Here is a 15,649-nt window from a genome sequence, read left to right on the forward strand (position 1 = left end):
GGACGGCCTGCATCCAGACGCGCAGGATCAGCGCGGCGCCGAACAGCGTGAAAACGGTATTGAGCAGAAAACGGGCGATCTCGCCGAACATCGTTGGCATCCTTTTTAGTCAGTAGCGTGCGGCCGCAACGGCAGGCGCTGCCACTGCCGGTGCGACAGCCGGTACTGCAACAGCCGGCGCAGCAGCTGCGACAGCCGGTACTGCAGCAGCCGGCGCAGCGGCAACCGGCGCCATCGACGGCACGGGCACGGGTACCGGCACCGACACGGGTGCTGCCTGCACGAAAGACGTCGCCACCGGGCGGGGCTGCGCTGGTGCCGGCGCGGCAGCGCCGAGCGGCGGCAAGCCCATGCGGTCGCGCACGATCGGATCGCGATACTTCACGTCGTCGGCGACCGTCGCTTCCACGCTCGGCGCCACGTTCGAACGGGCGAGCGGCGCGGTCGTGCCCGGGCACAGGTGCCCGGTCGCCTCGACCGCACGCCGGTTCGCGTCGCTCTGGCAGAGCAGCGCGAGCGCCACGTCGGTCAGGCCCATCGCACGGAATTCACGCGCATCGAGACGTCGCACGCAAGCCTGGTCGACCAGCGTCGTGCCGCCCGTCGCGCCGAACCCCGGGAACGACACGCCCACGCTCACCGAGCCCATGCAGGTATCGGACAGCGTGGTCGTGAGGCCCGGCGCCTGGATCGAGGGGTTCGTCTTGATCGTCTGCGTCCCGGAGTAATTGACGTTTTCCGACGACTGGGTGTTGTACGGGTTGGTGCCGGGCGCGCCGGACGACTGCAGCGAATTGGTGCTCTGCGGCGTGATGCCCGAGCCGCCGCTCGTGCTGGACGGCATCGTCACGTTCAGATTCACGGTCGAATTGCCGCTGCCGCGCACCCCGCTGGAGCTGGTGGCATTGCCGCCGCGCGAGCTCGTGGTGTTCGTGTTCATGCTCGAGCCGCCGCCCTGGCTGATCGCCGTCGAGCCGCTCGACGACTGCGCGCTCGACGTCGAGTCGGCGGTTTGCGCCTGGGCGCCGATCGTGGTCATCGCGAACATCGCCGCACATGCCACCTTGATCCTGTTGCTGTTCATTTCACTCTCCGGACGAGGTTTGACCTCCCACCCAGGCAACCGTACTAATTCCCCTGAATGCCTTCAGTTTTCGCTGCTTCCCCGAACTGCTTCCAGCCGTTGCCCAGCTGGGACCATGAGCCTGCCGACATGCCCTGCCACTGCTGGGCGTCTGGTCCGCCGATGGCACTGCCCGAAGAAAGCGTTTGTTGTTCTGACGGTTTGGTTGTCTGGTCAGGGTTGTTTGACGTCTGCAAATTCGATTGCACACCATCGGCAGCACGGTCAGCGCCATACGCCGTCAGAGACGCGAGCATCAGAGCGGCGGCAATCAGGTTCTGCTTCATGCCAACTCCTTACGTGACAACAATGCGGAAAAGAGACCAGCGTCGCAGGGAAACTGGTCCCCCCCACCCCTGACTAATGACTGCTCCCGGTTGCGCTCGAGTCGCCCTGGCTTCCGCCCGATGCGGACGGCGAACCGGCCGGGCCGGTACTCCACACGGTCGACGAGTTGTAGTGATTCGAGCCCGCGATCGCGCCCGACCCGCCACTGCCCGTCAGCCCCACGGCACCCGCATTGGCATTGCCGTTGTCGTTCGCGCCCGTAGCCGTGTAGTGGTTCGCGCCGAGTACGATCGTGGCGGTCACCCCTCCCGACAGCGCATTCGCGTTCTCGTTCGTTTTGCTGTTGCCAGCGAACGATCCGGCGGCACCGATACCGCCGCCTGCCGCGAACGCGCCTCCGTTCGTCCCCGACCCGCTGGCTGTCGAAGTCGAGTTGTGAAACGCGGACGCCGTGCCGGCGGAACCGGCGGGTGTCACGGTACTGCCTGCATTCGCGCCGGCCGTCGAAGTCGAATTGCTGGTATAGCTGCCGGAGCCGACCAGCACCGAACCGGAAACACCCGCCGCAACGGATTGCGTCTGGTTGGTCGTGGACGATCCGGCTGCCAACGCAGCGGACGAAATGACGGTGAGCGCTGTCGCTAAAAAGACTTTGGCTTTCATAGCAATTCCTTGCTGTGAGTGTGTTCGGCGGTGGCGGAGCCGGGTCAACCCCCATCGAGCGGAACCCGGCATCCGTACCGCCAGCCAATGACGAACGCTACGCGTCGCGGCTTAGTGGTGATACGTCCAGCCGATCGAGCCGGCGTTCGCGCCGCTGGTGCCGCCTGCTTGTGCGCCACCGAAGCCGAAGCCGCCAACCGACGACGATTGGGTGTGGTTCGTGTACGAGACCGAACCGCTGCCCGGGCCGCCGGCCAGCGCGCCGGCTGCACCGAGTGCCGAACCGGAATCGGTCGCGGAGAAATGACCGAACCCTGCAACGCCAGCCATCGTCGAACCGCCGCTCGACGAATTGCTGCTCGACACCGTGCCGCTGCCGGCGAACGCTGCACCCGAAACCGCCAGAACTGCTGCTGCAATCAGAAGCTTCTTCATGGTCGACTCCAAAACGGCGTGGACGGAGTGAATCAGGAAGATCGCACGCCATCAACCTTCCTGACTTGAGCAATCCTTGAAATTAAGGATCACTATCTAATCAATAAAATCCAGTTACCTTTTAAATCACGTTTTTTTGCGATTTTGGCCAGACGAAGCTTAGCTTCGAGATTTTTGGTTATCCAAATTTTTTTTGTAGGTGTTTTCTATTATTTTTATGAACATTGGCCTTGCATCGAAAACACCATTACTTGACAGTCCGGAACGATACGCACTTCTTTCCGGCTTGCGATATTCGATACCCCGCCGGACGGCATGCCATAAATCGACATCCCATTTCCGGAATCGAAAATTCGCGAATACATTAACCACCGCAAATTGCAGCGCCGCTTGAAATACACCTTTTACGCGAGCGACAAACGACTGCGTTGCAGCCAGGCGGCGTGTCTTCTCCCTGAGCTATCGAAGAAGCGTCTTCCGGATAATCCGGCCGACAGGCGTTCGATCTAATCCGGCCGGCGCCGGCATGGGCCAGGCGCGATCGAAGCGGCCCTGCATGGCCGAGGACGAATCGGCATCACGCTGTCCGGCACGAACAGCCTGATCCATCCGGGTGAACTGAATGAGAGCGAGTACCGCTGTCGCCCGACTGCCGTGCGGCGCGACAACCGCGCCAGCACGCGGAGCGCGCGGCGGGCAAGAAACCGGGACAGCACGACTCGCGAAGCTGGCACAGCGTCGCGAGCGTCACCCCGGCCTTTCCGACTCCCCCACTGATGCGCAAAGTACGCGCCGATCAAGCTACTGCTTATGGTCTTCATCGCCGTTTCCCCGACTGCTTATTGACGAGTTGGCCGCCCCACCGCTTTGTTACTTCGTTTCAGCCGCCCGCCGGTGCGTCCAATACCGCAAGCAGCGTGCCACGCGATATTCCACCGCAGATTGCGCACGGCAAACGGCCGCCACGGCGGCCCGCAGCGCCGGGAACGACATTTTTTGTTTCAGGAATGTATCGCAATGACAGTCTGACACCCGCTCCGATCATTGAGCGCCGCGACGCAATCGCCGGATTAGACGGACGAATCCGGCCCGCAGGCCCGCACCGGGCGACCAGATGAACGAGTGTTTCAAACTTGAGAACCGGGCTGCCGCGCAAGGCAGGCGGCGCGGGCATTTCCGCCTGCAAACCGGGGGGTGCGGCAGGTGCGCCCCTCTCCCGTGCCATCACAAACGAGAATCGATTCGCCCGATACCGGGCACCGAAAGCCCGACACAGCAGCCTCCGGCGCGTCTTCGACGTGCGTTTCCCCTGATGACCGAAACGAATTTGATTCATCCGTGAAAATACCGACAGGATCACACGCCGCTCGAGGGCCGAAATCGACCGTAAAAAAGAAAACTTCCGTGGCGGCGTAATAATTAAAACAATTGAAAACTCACGCCCCGTCACGCCGCACATCATTTTTTCACTTTCATTCGCCCCGCCTTTCACGCACCGAATCACCCGATTCGCGGCACATCCGGGAAACGTTTTTAATCCTTTATCCACACATTTCTCATTAATGAAACATTCAAAACCAACGCCTTTTTGACGACACCATTCCCGAAAAAGCCTGATTTATCGTGCATTTCGTCGTATCGAATCGCATCGATCCGGCAATTTCCCCGCACGCTTTTCTGTCCCCACGATACATGCATGAAACAGAAGCGCGCATAGCGCGCGGCAATCGCGCCGCCGGCCCCGTGCGCATCGCGACGGCATCGTTCATGGCATGCCGATTGCCTGATCTCCGGCTCTCACCGAGCGGCACGCCGAGGCACAAGATCACGGACGGCGGCCTGCTCGTCCATCAGCGAATCGGGGAAAAGGCGATGAAGATCACCACCGATCGATCGACGTGCGCGTCGTTCAAGCTTCAACGGGGTAGTCAACGAAACCGGAGCGCCTGTCGCGGCGCTTCGTCGACCTCGGCCCATGCGAACCGGCGCTTGCCGAAGCGCTACCCGTGCGGCGGGATGGAACGCGTGCGCACCGCCGTCGAGCAAATCGACGTGTGGTTTCTCGAGCTGCTCGACGAAGGAGAAAGCCATGAATGACAGGGTCGCGCTCGAGACGCGCGCCGGTCAGCGCGTCCTGGTGACGGGCGGCGCCGGCTTTCTCGGCAGCTACGTATGCGAACGCCTGGTCATGGAAGGCGCGTCCGTCACGTGCATCGACAGCCTGCTGACGGGGCGCAAGCTCAACGTCGCCGACCTGAAGGCGTCCGGCCGCTTCGAATTCGTGAAGGGCGACGTCTCGCTCGGCCTGCCGCAACTGCAGGTGGACGAGATCTGGAATCTCGCGTGCGCGGCATCGCCGCCCACCTACCAGATCGATCCCGTCCATACGATGATGACCAACGTGCTCGGCATGAACCACTGCCTCATGCTCGCGCGCAAGACGGGCGCACGCGTGTTCCAGGCGTCGACCAGCGAGATCTACGGCGACCCGGACGTGCACCCGCAGACGGAAACCTATCGCGGCAACGTGAACACGATCGGCCCGCGCGCGTGCTACGACGAAGGCAAGCGCGCGGCCGAGGCGCTGTGCTACGACTACTACCGCACGCACGGCGTCGACGTGCGTGTCGCGCGCATCTTCAACACCTACGGCCCGCGGATGTCGCCGCGCGACGGCCGCGTCGTGTCGAACTTCATCGTCGGCGCGCTCAACGGCGCGCCGCTCGAGATCTACGGCGACGGCCGGCAGACGCGCTCGTTCTGCTTCGCCAGCGACCTGATCGACGGCTTCTTCTGCCTGATGAGCGCCGAGCGCAACGTCGGCACGCCGGTCAACATCGGCAACCCCGGCGAATTCACGATGATCGAGCTCGCGGAGAAAGTGCTCGCGATGACGGGCTCGACATCGGAGATCGTGTTCCGGCCGCTGCCGATCGACGATCCGCACCAGCGCAAGCCCGACATCTCGGTGGCCTCGGCCGAGCTCGGCTGGCGGCCGGGCATCGATCTCGACGAAGGGCTGCGCCGGACCGTCGACTATTTCAGCCGTGAACTGTGGCTCGAGCCGGTGCTGCGCGTGACCGGGGCCACGGCATGAAAGTGCTCGTGACAGGCGGAGCGGGCTACATCGGCAGCCATACCTGCAAGGCGCTCGCGGCGGCGGGACACGAACCGGTCGCCTACGACAACCTGTCGACCGGCCATCGCGACGCGGTTCGCTGGGGGCCGCTCGTCGCGGCCGACCTTCTCGACCGCGACGCGCTGTCGAAGGCGTTCGCCGCGCACCGGCCCGACGTCGTGATCCATTTCGCGGCGCTCGCGTACGTCGGCGATTCGGTGCTCGCGCCCGACCGCTATTACACGGTCAACGTCACCGGCACCTGCACGCTGCTGAGCGCGATGCGCGCGGCCGGCGTCGGCAAGATCGTGATGTCGTCGTCGTGCGCGACGTACGGCGTTCCGGACGTGCTGCCGATCTCGGAGCGCACGCCGCAGCAGCCGATCAATCCGTATGGCTTCACGAAGTACGCGATGGAACGGATGGCCGCCGATTTCGAGCGCGCGTACGGGCTGAAGTGGGTCGCGCTGCGCTACTTCAACGCGGCCGGTGCGGACCCTGACGGCGAGATCGGCGAATGCCACGAACCGGAAACGCACGCGCTGCCGCTCGCGATCCGCGCGGCACTCGGCACCGGCCCTGCATTCCAGGTGATGGGCACCGACTACCCGACCCCCGACGGCTCGGCGATTCGCGACTACGTGCATGTGAGTGACCTCGCCGACGCGCACCTGAAAGCAACCGCCTATCTGTGCGGCGGCGGCCACAGCGTCGCACTGAATCTCGGCACCGGCAAAGGAACGTCGGTGCTCGACGCACTGCGCGCCGTCGAAGCCGTGACGGGCCGGCGCGTGCCGACGGTCACGGCCGCGCGCCGCCCGGGCGACCCGCCCGAGCTGTACGCCGACGCCACGAAGGCCGCGCTCGTGCTCGGCTGGCGGCCGCGTTTCACCGCGATCGAACCGATGGTCGAACACGCCGCGGCGTGGTTTCAGAAGGCACTGCAATTCGAATCCGGCAATTGAGCAAGTTTCCTTGAACGCCACGCAGGGGAATCACCATGAAGGTACGGATCGCCATCGTCGGCACGGGCTACGTCGGGCTGGTCAGCGGCGCGTGCTTTGCGGATCTCGGGCATGACGTCGTCTGCATCGACAACAATCGCGGCAAGATCGACGCGCTGAACGACGGCTGCATGCCGATCTACGAACCGGGCCTCGACGCCGTCGTCGCCCGCAACGTCGAACGCGGCACGCTGCGCTTCAGCAGCGACCTCGCGACGAGCGTGCGCGATCGCGACGCGGTATTCATCGCGGTCGGCACGCCGACGCTGCCGGGCACCGACCAGGCGGACCTGCGGTACGTCGAGGCGGCCGCGCGCGAGATCGCGTCGAACCTGACCGGCTTCGCGGTCGTCGTCACGAAGTCGACGGTGCCAGTCGGCACCAACCGGATCGTCAAGCACATCGTCGAACGCTGCGCGCCGGACGGCATCGACGCGGCGATCGCATCGAATCCGGAGTTCCTGCGCGAAGGCTCGGCGATCGACGATTTCATGCACCCGGACCGCGTCGTGTTCGGCGCCGAGCATCCGCGTGCGATCGAGATCATGAAGGCCATCTATGCGCCGCTGGAAGCGATGGGCCATCTCGTGCTCGCGACCGAGATCGAAACGGCCGAACTCGTGAAGTACGCGGCGAATGCGTTCCTCGCGGTGAAGATCAGCTACATCAACGAGATCTCGGACCTGTGCGAAGCCGTCGGCGCCGACGTCGAACTGGTCGCGAACGGGATGGGCCTCGACCGCCGCATCGGCGCATCGTTCCTGAAGGCCGGCCCCGGCTGGGGCGGCTCGTGCTTCCCGAAGGACACGCGTGCGCTGAAGGCGACGGCTTCCGAGCATGCGGTGCCGCTGCGCATCGTCAGCGCGGCGATCGAATCGAACGCGCTGCGCAAGGAGCAGATCCTGCGCCGCATCGAGAAAGCCTGCGGCGGCTCGATCAAGGACAAGCGCATCGCGGTGCTCGGCCTCACGTTCAAAGGCCAGACCGACGACGTGCGCGAAAGCCCGAGCATCGACGTGATCCAGCTGCTCGTCGGCGCGGGCGCGCATATCCGCGCGTACGACCCGGCGCGTCCGCACGAAGCGTCGCGGCTGCTGCCGCAGGTCTTCATGGAGGGCTCCGCGATCGACGCGGTGCGCAGCGCGGACGCCGTCGTCGTGATGACCGAATGGAAAGCGTTCGAGGCACTCGATCTCGCCGACCTCGCGGATCACATGGCCGATCCCGTGATGCTCGACATGCGCAACCTGTTCAGCGAACGGCTCGCCGTCGACAGCGGCTTTCGCCGCTACGAGCGCGTGGGCCGCGCGTGCGGCGAACGCACGCCGGCCGACCCGGCACCGGAACAACCGCCTGCCAGCGAGGACACCCGGCTGCCACGCGGCCTGCTTCAAGACTGATGATCTGACCTTGACGGGAGAGCACCATGAAGAAGCTGGTTGCGTCGCTGGCGGGCGGCCCTGCGCCGGATACCGCCGCCCCCCCCTCCTCCGAAGCGGATCGCGCCGCATCGATGAACGCCGACGTTCCGCTCGTCGTCCCGTTGATGGACAGCGGGACCCGTATCGTCTTCCACCTCCTCGCGCTGGGCTGGTTCGTCGCGCTGGGCATCTTCTGGCGCTGGTGGTTGCGCGACGAGCACTACGTCGACGCCTTCCGCTTCGGCGTCAACTGCTTCGTGCTGTTCTGGACCACCTTCATTCCCGGCTACTTCATCTTCATCATCCGCTCGGCGGTCGTGCCGAACCCCGCGCTGTCGGTGCCGCGCGACTGGCGCGTCGCGATGGTCGTCACCAAGGCGCCGTCCGAGCCGTTCGACATCGTCCGCACGACGCTGCTGGCGATGCTCGACCAGACCTATCCGCACGATACGTGGCTCGCCGATGAGGACCCGTCGCCCGAGACGCTCGACTGGTGCCGCGAGCACGGCGTGTTCGTGTCGACGCGGCGCGGCATCGCCGCGTACCACCGGACGAGCTGGCCGCGCCGGACCCAGTGCAAGGAAGGCAATCTCACGTACTTCTACGACAGGGTTGGCTACGACCACTACGATTTCGTGTCGCAGCTCGATGCCGATCACGTGCCGACCCGCACCTATCTCGAGGAGATGCTGCGGCCGTTCGTCGATCCGGCAGTCGGCTACGTGTCGGCGCCGAGCATCTGCGACAGCAATGCGGCCATGAGCTGGAGCGCACGCGGGCGCGTGAACGTCGAGGGGCCGCTGCACGGCACGATGCAGGCCGGCTATGCTGGCGGCCTCGCGCCGCTGTGCATCGGCTCGCACTATGCGGTGCGCTGCCGCGCGCTGCGCGAGATCGGCGGGCTCGGGCCCGAGCTCGCCGAGGATCACTCGACCACGATGATCTTCAATTCGAAGGGCTGGCGCGGCATGCATGCGCTGAACGCGATCGCCAACGGCGAAGGGCCGCGCACGTTCGGCGACCTGGCCACGCAGGAATTCCAGTGGTCCAAGAGCGTGATGATCATCATGCTGCGCTACACGCGCCGCTATTTCATGGGGCTGCCGCTGAAACTGAAGGCGCAGTTCCTGTTCTGCCAGCTGTGGTATCCGCTGTGCGCGCTCGCGATGGCCGGCGGCGTCGTGATTCCGGTCGTCGCGCTGCTCACGGGCCGCGTGTGGGCGCACGTCGACTACCTCACGTACCTCACCTACGCGCTGCCGCTGGCCGTGCTGCTGCTGTGCGTCGTGACCTGGGCCACGCATTCGACCCAGTCGTGCCGCCCGCTGAATACGAAACTGCTGTCGTGGGAAGGGCTGTCGTTCGTGTTCGCACGCTGGCCGTGGGTCGTGCTCGGCTGCGTGTCGGCGGTGCTCGACTGCGTGCGCGGCAAGGAATTTCCGTTCAAGGTCACGCCGAAGGGCGGCGCGATCGAACAGGACGCGCCGCTGCGCGTGGTCGCCCCGTATCTGCTGATCTCGCTGTTCTGCAGCCTGCCCGTCGTCACGGTCGAGGATCCGCGCAACGCCGCCGGTTTCTACCTGTTCTCGACGCTGACGAGCATCCTGTATCTGGTGATCGCGGCCGTCGTCGCGGTGAATCACGGCCGGGAGCAAGGGCTCGCGTGGTCGGCGTTCAGGCAGATGTTCTTCAGCCGCCTGCCCGTGCGCAACGCGCTGTTCGTGTTCGCGCTCGCGATACTGCTGTCGGGCATCGGGCTGCGCGCGCCGAAAGGCTGGCAGGCGATGATGTGGCGCTCGGGATTGCCGGCCGTGGTCGCGCCCGTGCCGGGCGAACCGGTGAAGCAGCCCGAACTCGGCGCCTACGATCCCGACAACACGCTCGCGGGCGACCGGAATCTCGCGTTCGACCATGTGTTCGTGTCGTGGAACGCGCCCGACATCCGCGCGGAAATCGACGATGCGTACCGAAACGCGCAGGCGCGCAACCGCTCGCTGATGCTGACCGTCGAGCCCTGGGCGGCCGGCGACACGCGGCAAGGCGCGCTGCTCGACGATATCGCGCACGGGCGCTACGACGCGCGGATCGCGGCCACCTGCTCGGCGCTGGCCGCGTTGAAGCACCCCGTGTTCGTGCGCTGGGGCCACGAGATGGAGGCCGACACCGGGCGCTATCCGTGGGCCATCGGCGATGCATCGGCTTACGTGCAGGCGTACCGGCGGGTCGTGACCGCCTGCCGCGCGATGACCGACCAGATCCGCTTCGTGTGGTCGCCGGCCGGCAACCGGAACCTCGACGACTATTTCCCGGGCCGCGGCTATGTGGACGACATCGGCCTGTCCGTGTTCGACTGCCCGCGCTGCGCGATCTGGCCGGCCGGCAGCCATGCGTCCGCCGCGAGCGTCCTGCGGACCAAGTACGAGCGAGTGGCCGACTACGGGCTGCCGGTGATGGTCACGGAGCTCGGCGTCGATGGGTCGAATGCGCGCAAGCGCGAGGCACTCGACGAATTCCAGCGGTCGCTGTGGCGCTATCCGCTGCTGAAGGCCGTGGTGTATTTCAACGCGGTCGATACGCCCGGCGCGTGGCCCGCGCATTACGTGCCGGACTGGCGGATCGCGCCGGCCTTCCTGCAGACGACGGTGGTCGCCAGGTGACCGGTGCGGCGATCGACGGCGCGCCGGCTTTCCGCGATCGGCCGTCAGCCGAGCAGTTCCTTCCTGCGCAACTGCACGACGTCGCGCATCGGCGGCGCGCCGAACAGCCGGCTGTATTCGCGGCTGAACTGCGACGCGCTTTCATAGCCGACGACGGCGGCCACCGACCCGACGTCGCCGCCCTGCCGCAGCAGCAGCCGTCGCGCCTCGTGCAACCGTAACTGCTTCTGGTACTGCAGCGGGCTCAGCGTCGTCACGTGCTTGAAATGATGGTGCAGCGACGACACGCTCATGTTGACCGCCTGCGCGAGCGACTCGACGCGCATCGGCTCGGCGAAGTGGTCGCGGATCCATTCGATCGCGCGGGCGATCCGGTGCGTCTGGCTGCCCGCGATCGCCATGTGTCGCAGCCGCGTGCCCTGCCCGCTCGTCATCAGCCGGTACAGCAGTTCCTTTTCGATCAGCGGCGCAACGACCGCAATGTCGGCCGGCGTATCGAGCAGCCGCATCAGCCGCAGCGCGGCATCGAGCAGCGGCGGCGTCAGCTCGGCGAGCGCGATCCCCTCGCCTTCCGGACCCGCATCGGGTTCAGGCAGCCGCATCTCGGCCGCGAGCTCGACGATGCGCTGCGGATCGAGCGTCAGCGACAGGCACAGGTACGGCGCGTCCGGTGACGCGGACGTCACGCGCGACAGGATCGGCAAGTCGATGGAGGTAATCAGGCAATTCTGCGCGTCGTACTCGTAAGCCTGGCCGGCCACGATCACGCGCTTCGAGCCCTGCGCGGCGATCACGAGCGCGGCCCGCGACACGCCGCAGCCGAGATCGACCGGCCGCGTGTGCCGGTGCAGCATCAAACCCGGCACGGCCGTTGAATGCGAGCCGTCCGCGGGCGCGAAGCGGCTGATCAGCGTCGCCAGTTCGCGCTGCCCGGATGCGCGCGATGCCACGATATCGGTCATGTCCATGACGCTTCCTCGATCAATTTCCTCATGTCGCGGGAGCATAGCGAAACCGCCCGCCGCCCGCCGGGGATTTGCAGGATTGTTCAATAAATTTGCAGGATTGGGTAGACGCAAAAACCGGCCGCTCGCGCACACTCAGGGCCTGCTCACGCTCATAGCGGGCTTGCGAACGTGCGTTGCCGGTCGTAGTGCAAGGAGTGAGGAGCGCCGTTTGGCCGAGCCAAACAAGCGACGATCGACGCCGCAATACGGCCGGCAACGCACGTTCCCCTGTTTTGGATAAATTCATTCGTGGGGCCAGCGCAAGCCCGCTATGAGCGTGAGCAGACCCTGTAACCGGGCGCATGCCGGGTTTTCCCCACGGAGACAATCACAATGCCTACCTCCTTTGTCCTGAACGGCAAGAACGTCACGCTCGACGCCGATCCGTCGATGCCCGTCCTCTGGGCGATTCGCGAACACGCGGGACTGACCGGCACGAAGTTCGGCTGCGGCATGGCGCAGTGCGGCGCGTGCACCGTGCATCTCGAAGGCCAGGCCGTCCGCTCGTGCGTGCTGCCGCTCGCCGGCATCGCGGGCAAGCACGTCACGACGATCGAAGGCCTGCAGAGCAAGCCCGCACAGGCCGTGCAGGCCGCCTGGGTCAAGCTGCAGGTGCCGCAGTGCGGCTACTGCCAGTCCGGCCAGATCATGTCGGCCACCGCGCTGCTCGAACAGAACCCGAAGCCGACCGACGCGGACATCGACGCCGCGATGAACGGCAACCTGTGCCGCTGTGCGACCTACGCCCGCATCCGGGCGGCGATCCACGACGCGGCCGCGACGCTGGGAGCCTGACCATGACGATCGAACTCGACAACACCGGGTCGGTGCGTCCGTCGCGCCGCACGTTCCTGAAGGCCGCCGGCGCCGTGGCCGCCGTCAGCCTGACCATCGGCTTCGACTTCAGCGGCTTCGGCCGCCGCGCGCTCGCCGCGACCGCGCCCGCCGCCGGTTTCGCGCCGAACGCGTTCCTGCGCATCACGCCCGACGGCACCGTCACGGTCATCGCGAAGCACGTCGAAATGGGCCAGGGCGCTTATACGGGCATCGCGACGATCGTCGCCGAGGAGCTCGACGCCGACTGGTCGCACGTGCGCGTCGAAAGCGCGCCCGCCGATGCGAAACGCTATGCGAACCTCGCGTTCGGCACGATGCAGGGGACGGGCGGCAGCTCGGCCATGTCGAACTCGTGGCAGCAACTGCGCGAAGCCGGCGGCAAGGCCCGCGCGATGCTGGTATCGGCCGCGGCGGCCCGCTGGAAGGTGCCGGCCAGCGAGCTGACGACCGCCAATGGCGTCGTCACGCATGCGAAGAGCGGCAAGACGGCCGCGTACGGCACGCTCGTCGCCGATGCGGCGAAGCTGCCGGTGCCGGACAAGGTCACGCTGAAGCAGCCGGCCGATTTCAAGCTGATCGGTCACCCGATTCCGCGCGTCGACGCGTCGGCCAAATCGAACGGCACCGCGCATTTCACGCTCGACACGACCGTCCCCGGCATGCGCGTCGCGCTGCTGCAGCGCCCGCCGCGCTTCGGCGCGAAGGTGAAGTCGTTCGACGCGACGGCGGCCAAGGCCGTGCCGGGCGTCGTGTCGGTCGTGCAGGTGCCGGGCGGCGTCGCCGTCGTCGGCACCGGCTTCTGGGCCGCGAAACAGGGCCGCGACGCGCTGAAGGTCGAATGGGACGAAACGAACGCGGAAAGGCGCGGCTCGGACGAGATCATGCGCGAATACCGGCAGCTCGCCGACAAGCCGGGCACGTCGGCGCGCAAGGACGGCGATGCCGACGCGGCGATCACGGGTGCCGCGCGCAAGATCAGCGCGACGTACGAGTTCCCGTATCTCGCGCACGCGCCGATGGAGCCGCTCGACGCGGTCGTCAAGCTGACGGCGAACAGCTGCGAGATCTGGGCCGGCGACCAGTTCCAGACCGTCGACCAGGCCAACGCGGCCCGGACGGCCGGCCTGAAGCCCGAGCAGGTGCAGATCCACACGCTGTACGCGGGCGGCAGCTTCGGCCGGCGCGCGAACGCGTGGTCGGACTACGTGGTCGAGGCCGTGTCGATCGCGAAGGCGCTCGGCGCGGACGGCAAGCCCGTCAAGCTGCAATGGACGCGCGAGGACGACATCCAGGGCGGCTTCTACCGGCCGATGTACTTCCACAAGCTCGACGCGGGGCTGACCGCGGACGGCAAGCTGGTCGGCTGGCGCCACCGGATCGTCGGCCAGTCGATCCTCGCCGGCACGCCGTTCGAGGCGTTCATGGTGAAGAACGGCGTCGACGCCACCTCGGTCGAGGGCGCGGCGAACCTGCCGTACGCGGTGCCGAACGTGTCGGTCGAACTCACCACCACCAAGGTCGGCCTGCCCGTGCTGTGGTGGCGCGTGGTCGGCAGCTCGCACACGGCGTACGCGGTCGAGGCGTTCATCGACGAAGCCGCGCACACGGCGGCCAAGGATCCGTACGCGTTCCGCCGCGACCTGCTCGCGAAGGAGCCGCGCATGCGCGCGGTGCTGGACCTGGCCGCGCAGAAGGCCGGCTGGGATCCGGCCAAGCCGCTGCCGAAGGGCCGCGGGCGCGGGATCGCGGTCGCCGAGGCGTTCAAGAGCTATGTCGCGCAGGTGGCCGAGGTGTCGGTCGACGCGGACGGCAAGGTGAAGGTCGAGCGCGTGGTGTGCGCGGTCGATTGCGGGATCGCGATCAATCCCGACATCGTCGCCGCGCAGATGGAGGGCGGCATCGGCTTCGGGCTCGGCGCGGCGATGCACAGCGCGATCACGCTGAAGGACGGCCAGGTCGAGCAGCGCAACTTCGACGGTTACCACGTGCTGCGGATGGCCGAGATGCCGAAGGTCGAAGTGCATATCGTGCCGTCGGCCGAAGCCCCGACCGGGGTCGGCGAGCCGGGCGTCGCGCCGATCGGGCCGGCGGTCGCGAACGCGATCTTCGCGGCGACGGGCAAGCGGCATTACGTGCTGCCGTTCGATTCGGCGGATAGCGCGAAGGCTTGAGGATGGGCCGGAACGCCGGCCGCGGGGCGCAGACGTCTCGCGGCCGGCGTTTTTAATTCAGGACGCCGGCAATGTAGGGTTCGATGTCGGCAAAAATCACCCGTAACACATTGATTCGTATCGAAAATCAATCGACCCATGTAGCGTTCGATGTCGGGTTCACCATTTGGCCGCGGCGACGCTCCGCCAGCCCCGCCCCCCACCTCGCCCGACACGTTACGTCGGACGTAACGCCCGTAACGTCGCCCGCCGATGCTACGTAACAATCCTTCACGGTTGTCCCGCCCCCTTTTCTCTACGCCCCGCGCCTTCCGTTAAAAATTCTTTTAAATTCAAGGCTGCCGCGCCGCCTGCACGGGCGCCGCCCCCTGTCGATCCCCGGCGATCCGCTCCCTGGCCCGGAAGTTGCAGCACAGGACCCGCAAACACTCCTTTATGGACATGCGAGGGCCACCATGGATTGCAAATACCTGTACATCGACAACATAAAAATCAACTTCGTGCGCCGCACGATCGAAATCGACAACAAGATCATTGATGTCACGCCGCGTGAATTCGACGTCGTCGAATTCCTGCTCGACAACATGAACAAGGTCGTGCCGCGGCAGGCAATCCAGGAAGCCGTATGGGGCCGTGAACTCGGCGTGTCGTCGCGCACGCTCGACACCCATATCTCGCGTATCCGTTCGAAGCTGCAGCTCGATCACGACAAGAACCTGCGGATCATCCCGATCTACGCGGTCGGCTATCGTCTCGTGCTGTTCGGTGCGGCGATGACGCACGTCGAGCGCCACGAAGCCGCGCCGATCCTGCGCGTGGCGCCGCAGGCCGTGATGGCCGCCGACTACGCCTGACGCTTCCCCCGCGCCGCCCGCACGCGGCGCATCGGCCACGCTCCCCCCACCGCGCTGCGGCGATCCGCAGC

Annotated in this window: 13 protein-coding genes and 2 pseudogenes; 8 read left to right on the plus strand and 7 right to left on the minus strand. The window is 66.1% G+C overall.

All coding sequences use genetic code 11. The features are described from left to right. The 6 genes and pseudogenes from G3N98_RS33350 to G3N98_RS33375 form a co-directional block, all read right to left on the minus strand. Positions 1 to 91: pseudogene (locus tag G3N98_RS33350) on the minus strand (YggT family protein); the annotation flags it as partial. A gap of 27 nt (positions 92 to 118) precedes the next feature. Beyond that, positions 119 to 1,084, minus strand: a pseudogene (locus tag G3N98_RS33355) (chemotaxis protein CheA); the annotation flags it as partial. 44 nt (positions 1,085 to 1,128) lie between these two features. Further along, positions 1,129 to 1,410 carry a hypothetical protein gene (locus G3N98_RS33360; RefSeq protein ID WP_089427060.1) on the minus strand — a complete coding sequence of 94 codons (282 nt, stop codon included), beginning with the start codon at positions 1,408 to 1,410 and terminating at the stop codon, positions 1,129 to 1,131. A gap of 73 nt (positions 1,411 to 1,483) precedes the next feature. Next, positions 1,484 to 2,074, minus strand: coding sequence for a hypothetical protein (locus G3N98_RS33365; protein ID WP_089427059.1), 591 nt, complete (start codon positions 2,072 to 2,074; stop codon positions 1,484 to 1,486). A gap of 111 nt (positions 2,075 to 2,185) precedes the next feature. After that, on the minus strand, positions 2,186 to 2,509 hold the full coding sequence (locus G3N98_RS33370; protein ID WP_089427058.1) for a hypothetical protein: 324 nt from the start codon (positions 2,507 to 2,509) through the stop codon (positions 2,186 to 2,188). 880 nt (positions 2,510 to 3,389) lie between these two features. Continuing rightward, the gene (locus G3N98_RS33375; protein ID WP_206150559.1) at positions 3,390 to 4,058 is read right to left on the minus strand and encodes a hypothetical protein; all 669 of its coding nucleotides are present in this window, start codon (positions 4,056 to 4,058) and stop codon (positions 3,390 to 3,392) included. Between the two features lie 74 nt (positions 4,059 to 4,132). On the opposite strand from G3N98_RS33375, the gene G3N98_RS33380 reads away from it, so the two are divergent. Genes G3N98_RS33380 through G3N98_RS33400 form a run of 5 tightly spaced genes read left to right on the plus strand, consistent with a single transcriptional unit; the run spans position 4,133 to position 10,709 of the window. Beyond that, on the plus strand, positions 4,133 to 4,606 hold the full coding sequence (locus G3N98_RS33380; RefSeq protein ID WP_346779122.1) for a hypothetical protein: 474 nt from the start codon (positions 4,133 to 4,135) through the stop codon (positions 4,604 to 4,606). Further along, positions 4,599 to 5,606 (plus strand): UDP-glucuronic acid decarboxylase family protein, encoded by a 1,008-nt coding sequence (locus G3N98_RS33385; RefSeq protein WP_089427055.1) that lies wholly within the window; start codon positions 4,599 to 4,601, stop codon positions 5,604 to 5,606. The genes G3N98_RS33380 and G3N98_RS33385 overlap by 8 nt, the downstream gene beginning before the upstream one ends. After that, entirely contained in the window at positions 5,603 to 6,592 is a 990-nt protein-coding gene (gene galE / locus G3N98_RS33390) for a UDP-glucose 4-epimerase GalE (RefSeq protein WP_175240478.1), read from the plus strand. Before G3N98_RS33385 ends, galE begins: the two co-directional genes overlap by 4 nt. A gap of 35 nt (positions 6,593 to 6,627) precedes the next feature. Then, complete coding sequence (locus G3N98_RS33395) at positions 6,628 to 8,031, plus strand: UDP-glucose/GDP-mannose dehydrogenase family protein (protein ID WP_206150560.1); 1,404 nt, start codon at positions 6,628 to 6,630, stop codon at positions 8,029 to 8,031. 26 nt (positions 8,032 to 8,057) lie between these two features. After that, a complete protein-coding gene (locus G3N98_RS33400; RefSeq protein WP_206150561.1) occupies positions 8,058 to 10,709 on the plus strand; it encodes a glycosyltransferase family 2 protein in 2,652 nt (883 codons plus the stop codon). 44 nt (positions 10,710 to 10,753) lie between these two features. On the opposite strand, the gene G3N98_RS33405 is transcribed toward G3N98_RS33400, so the two are convergent. Continuing rightward, a complete protein-coding gene (locus tag G3N98_RS33405; RefSeq protein WP_089475257.1) occupies positions 10,754 to 11,677 on the minus strand; it encodes an AraC family transcriptional regulator in 924 nt (307 codons plus the stop codon). Between the two features lie 372 nt (positions 11,678 to 12,049). On the opposite strand from G3N98_RS33405, the gene G3N98_RS33410 reads away from it, so the two are divergent. The 3 genes from G3N98_RS33410 (at position 12,050) to G3N98_RS33420 (ending at position 15,578) form a co-directional block, all read left to right on the plus strand. Then, positions 12,050 to 12,511, plus strand: coding sequence for a (2Fe-2S)-binding protein (locus G3N98_RS33410; protein ID WP_006480868.1), 462 nt, complete (start codon positions 12,050 to 12,052; stop codon positions 12,509 to 12,511). Positions 12,512 to 12,513: 2 nt separating this feature from the next. Further along, complete coding sequence (locus G3N98_RS33415; protein WP_206150562.1) at positions 12,514 to 14,724, plus strand: xanthine dehydrogenase family protein molybdopterin-binding subunit; 2,211 nt, start codon at positions 12,514 to 12,516, stop codon at positions 14,722 to 14,724. A 455-nt stretch (positions 14,725 to 15,179) separates the two neighbouring features. After that, positions 15,180 to 15,578 (plus strand): winged helix-turn-helix domain-containing protein, encoded by a 399-nt coding sequence (locus tag G3N98_RS33420; RefSeq protein ID WP_089427051.1) that lies wholly within the window; start codon positions 15,180 to 15,182, stop codon positions 15,576 to 15,578. Positions 15,579 to 15,649 lie beyond the last annotated feature (71 nt).

This window comes from Burkholderia sp. Tr-20390 (genome assembly GCF_017104595.1).
Taxonomy (GTDB): Bacteria; Pseudomonadota; Gammaproteobacteria; order Burkholderiales; family Burkholderiaceae; genus Burkholderia.

Coding starts and splice junctions, on each gene's coding strand:
- G3N98_RS33360 (WP_089427060.1), bottom strand. CDS start 1,410: ATGAAGCAGAACCTGATTGCCGCCGCTCTGATGCTCGCGTCTCTGACG.
- G3N98_RS33365 (WP_089427059.1), bottom strand. CDS start 2,074: ATGAAAGCCAAAGTCTTTTTAGCGACAGCGCTCACCGTCATTTCGTCC.
- G3N98_RS33370 (WP_089427058.1), bottom strand. CDS start 2,509: ATGAAGAAGCTTCTGATTGCAGCAGCAGTTCTGGCGGTTTCGGGTGCA.
- G3N98_RS33385 (WP_089427055.1), top strand. CDS start 4,599: ATGAATGACAGGGTCGCGCTCGAGACGCGCGCCGGTCAGCGCGTCCTG.
- galE (WP_175240478.1), top strand. CDS start 5,603: ATGAAAGTGCTCGTGACAGGCGGAGCGGGCTACATCGGCAGCCATACC.
- G3N98_RS33395 (WP_206150560.1), top strand. CDS start 6,628: ATGAAGGTACGGATCGCCATCGTCGGCACGGGCTACGTCGGGCTGGTC.
- G3N98_RS33400 (WP_206150561.1), top strand. CDS start 8,058: ATGAAGAAGCTGGTTGCGTCGCTGGCGGGCGGCCCTGCGCCGGATACC.
- G3N98_RS33405 (WP_089475257.1), bottom strand. CDS start 11,677: ATGGACATGACCGATATCGTGGCATCGCGCGCATCCGGGCAGCGCGAA.
- G3N98_RS33410 (WP_006480868.1), top strand. CDS start 12,050: ATGCCTACCTCCTTTGTCCTGAACGGCAAGAACGTCACGCTCGACGCC.
- G3N98_RS33415 (WP_206150562.1), top strand. CDS start 12,514: ATGACGATCGAACTCGACAACACCGGGTCGGTGCGTCCGTCGCGCCGC.
- G3N98_RS33420 (WP_089427051.1), top strand. CDS start 15,180: ATGGATTGCAAATACCTGTACATCGACAACATAAAAATCAACTTCGTG.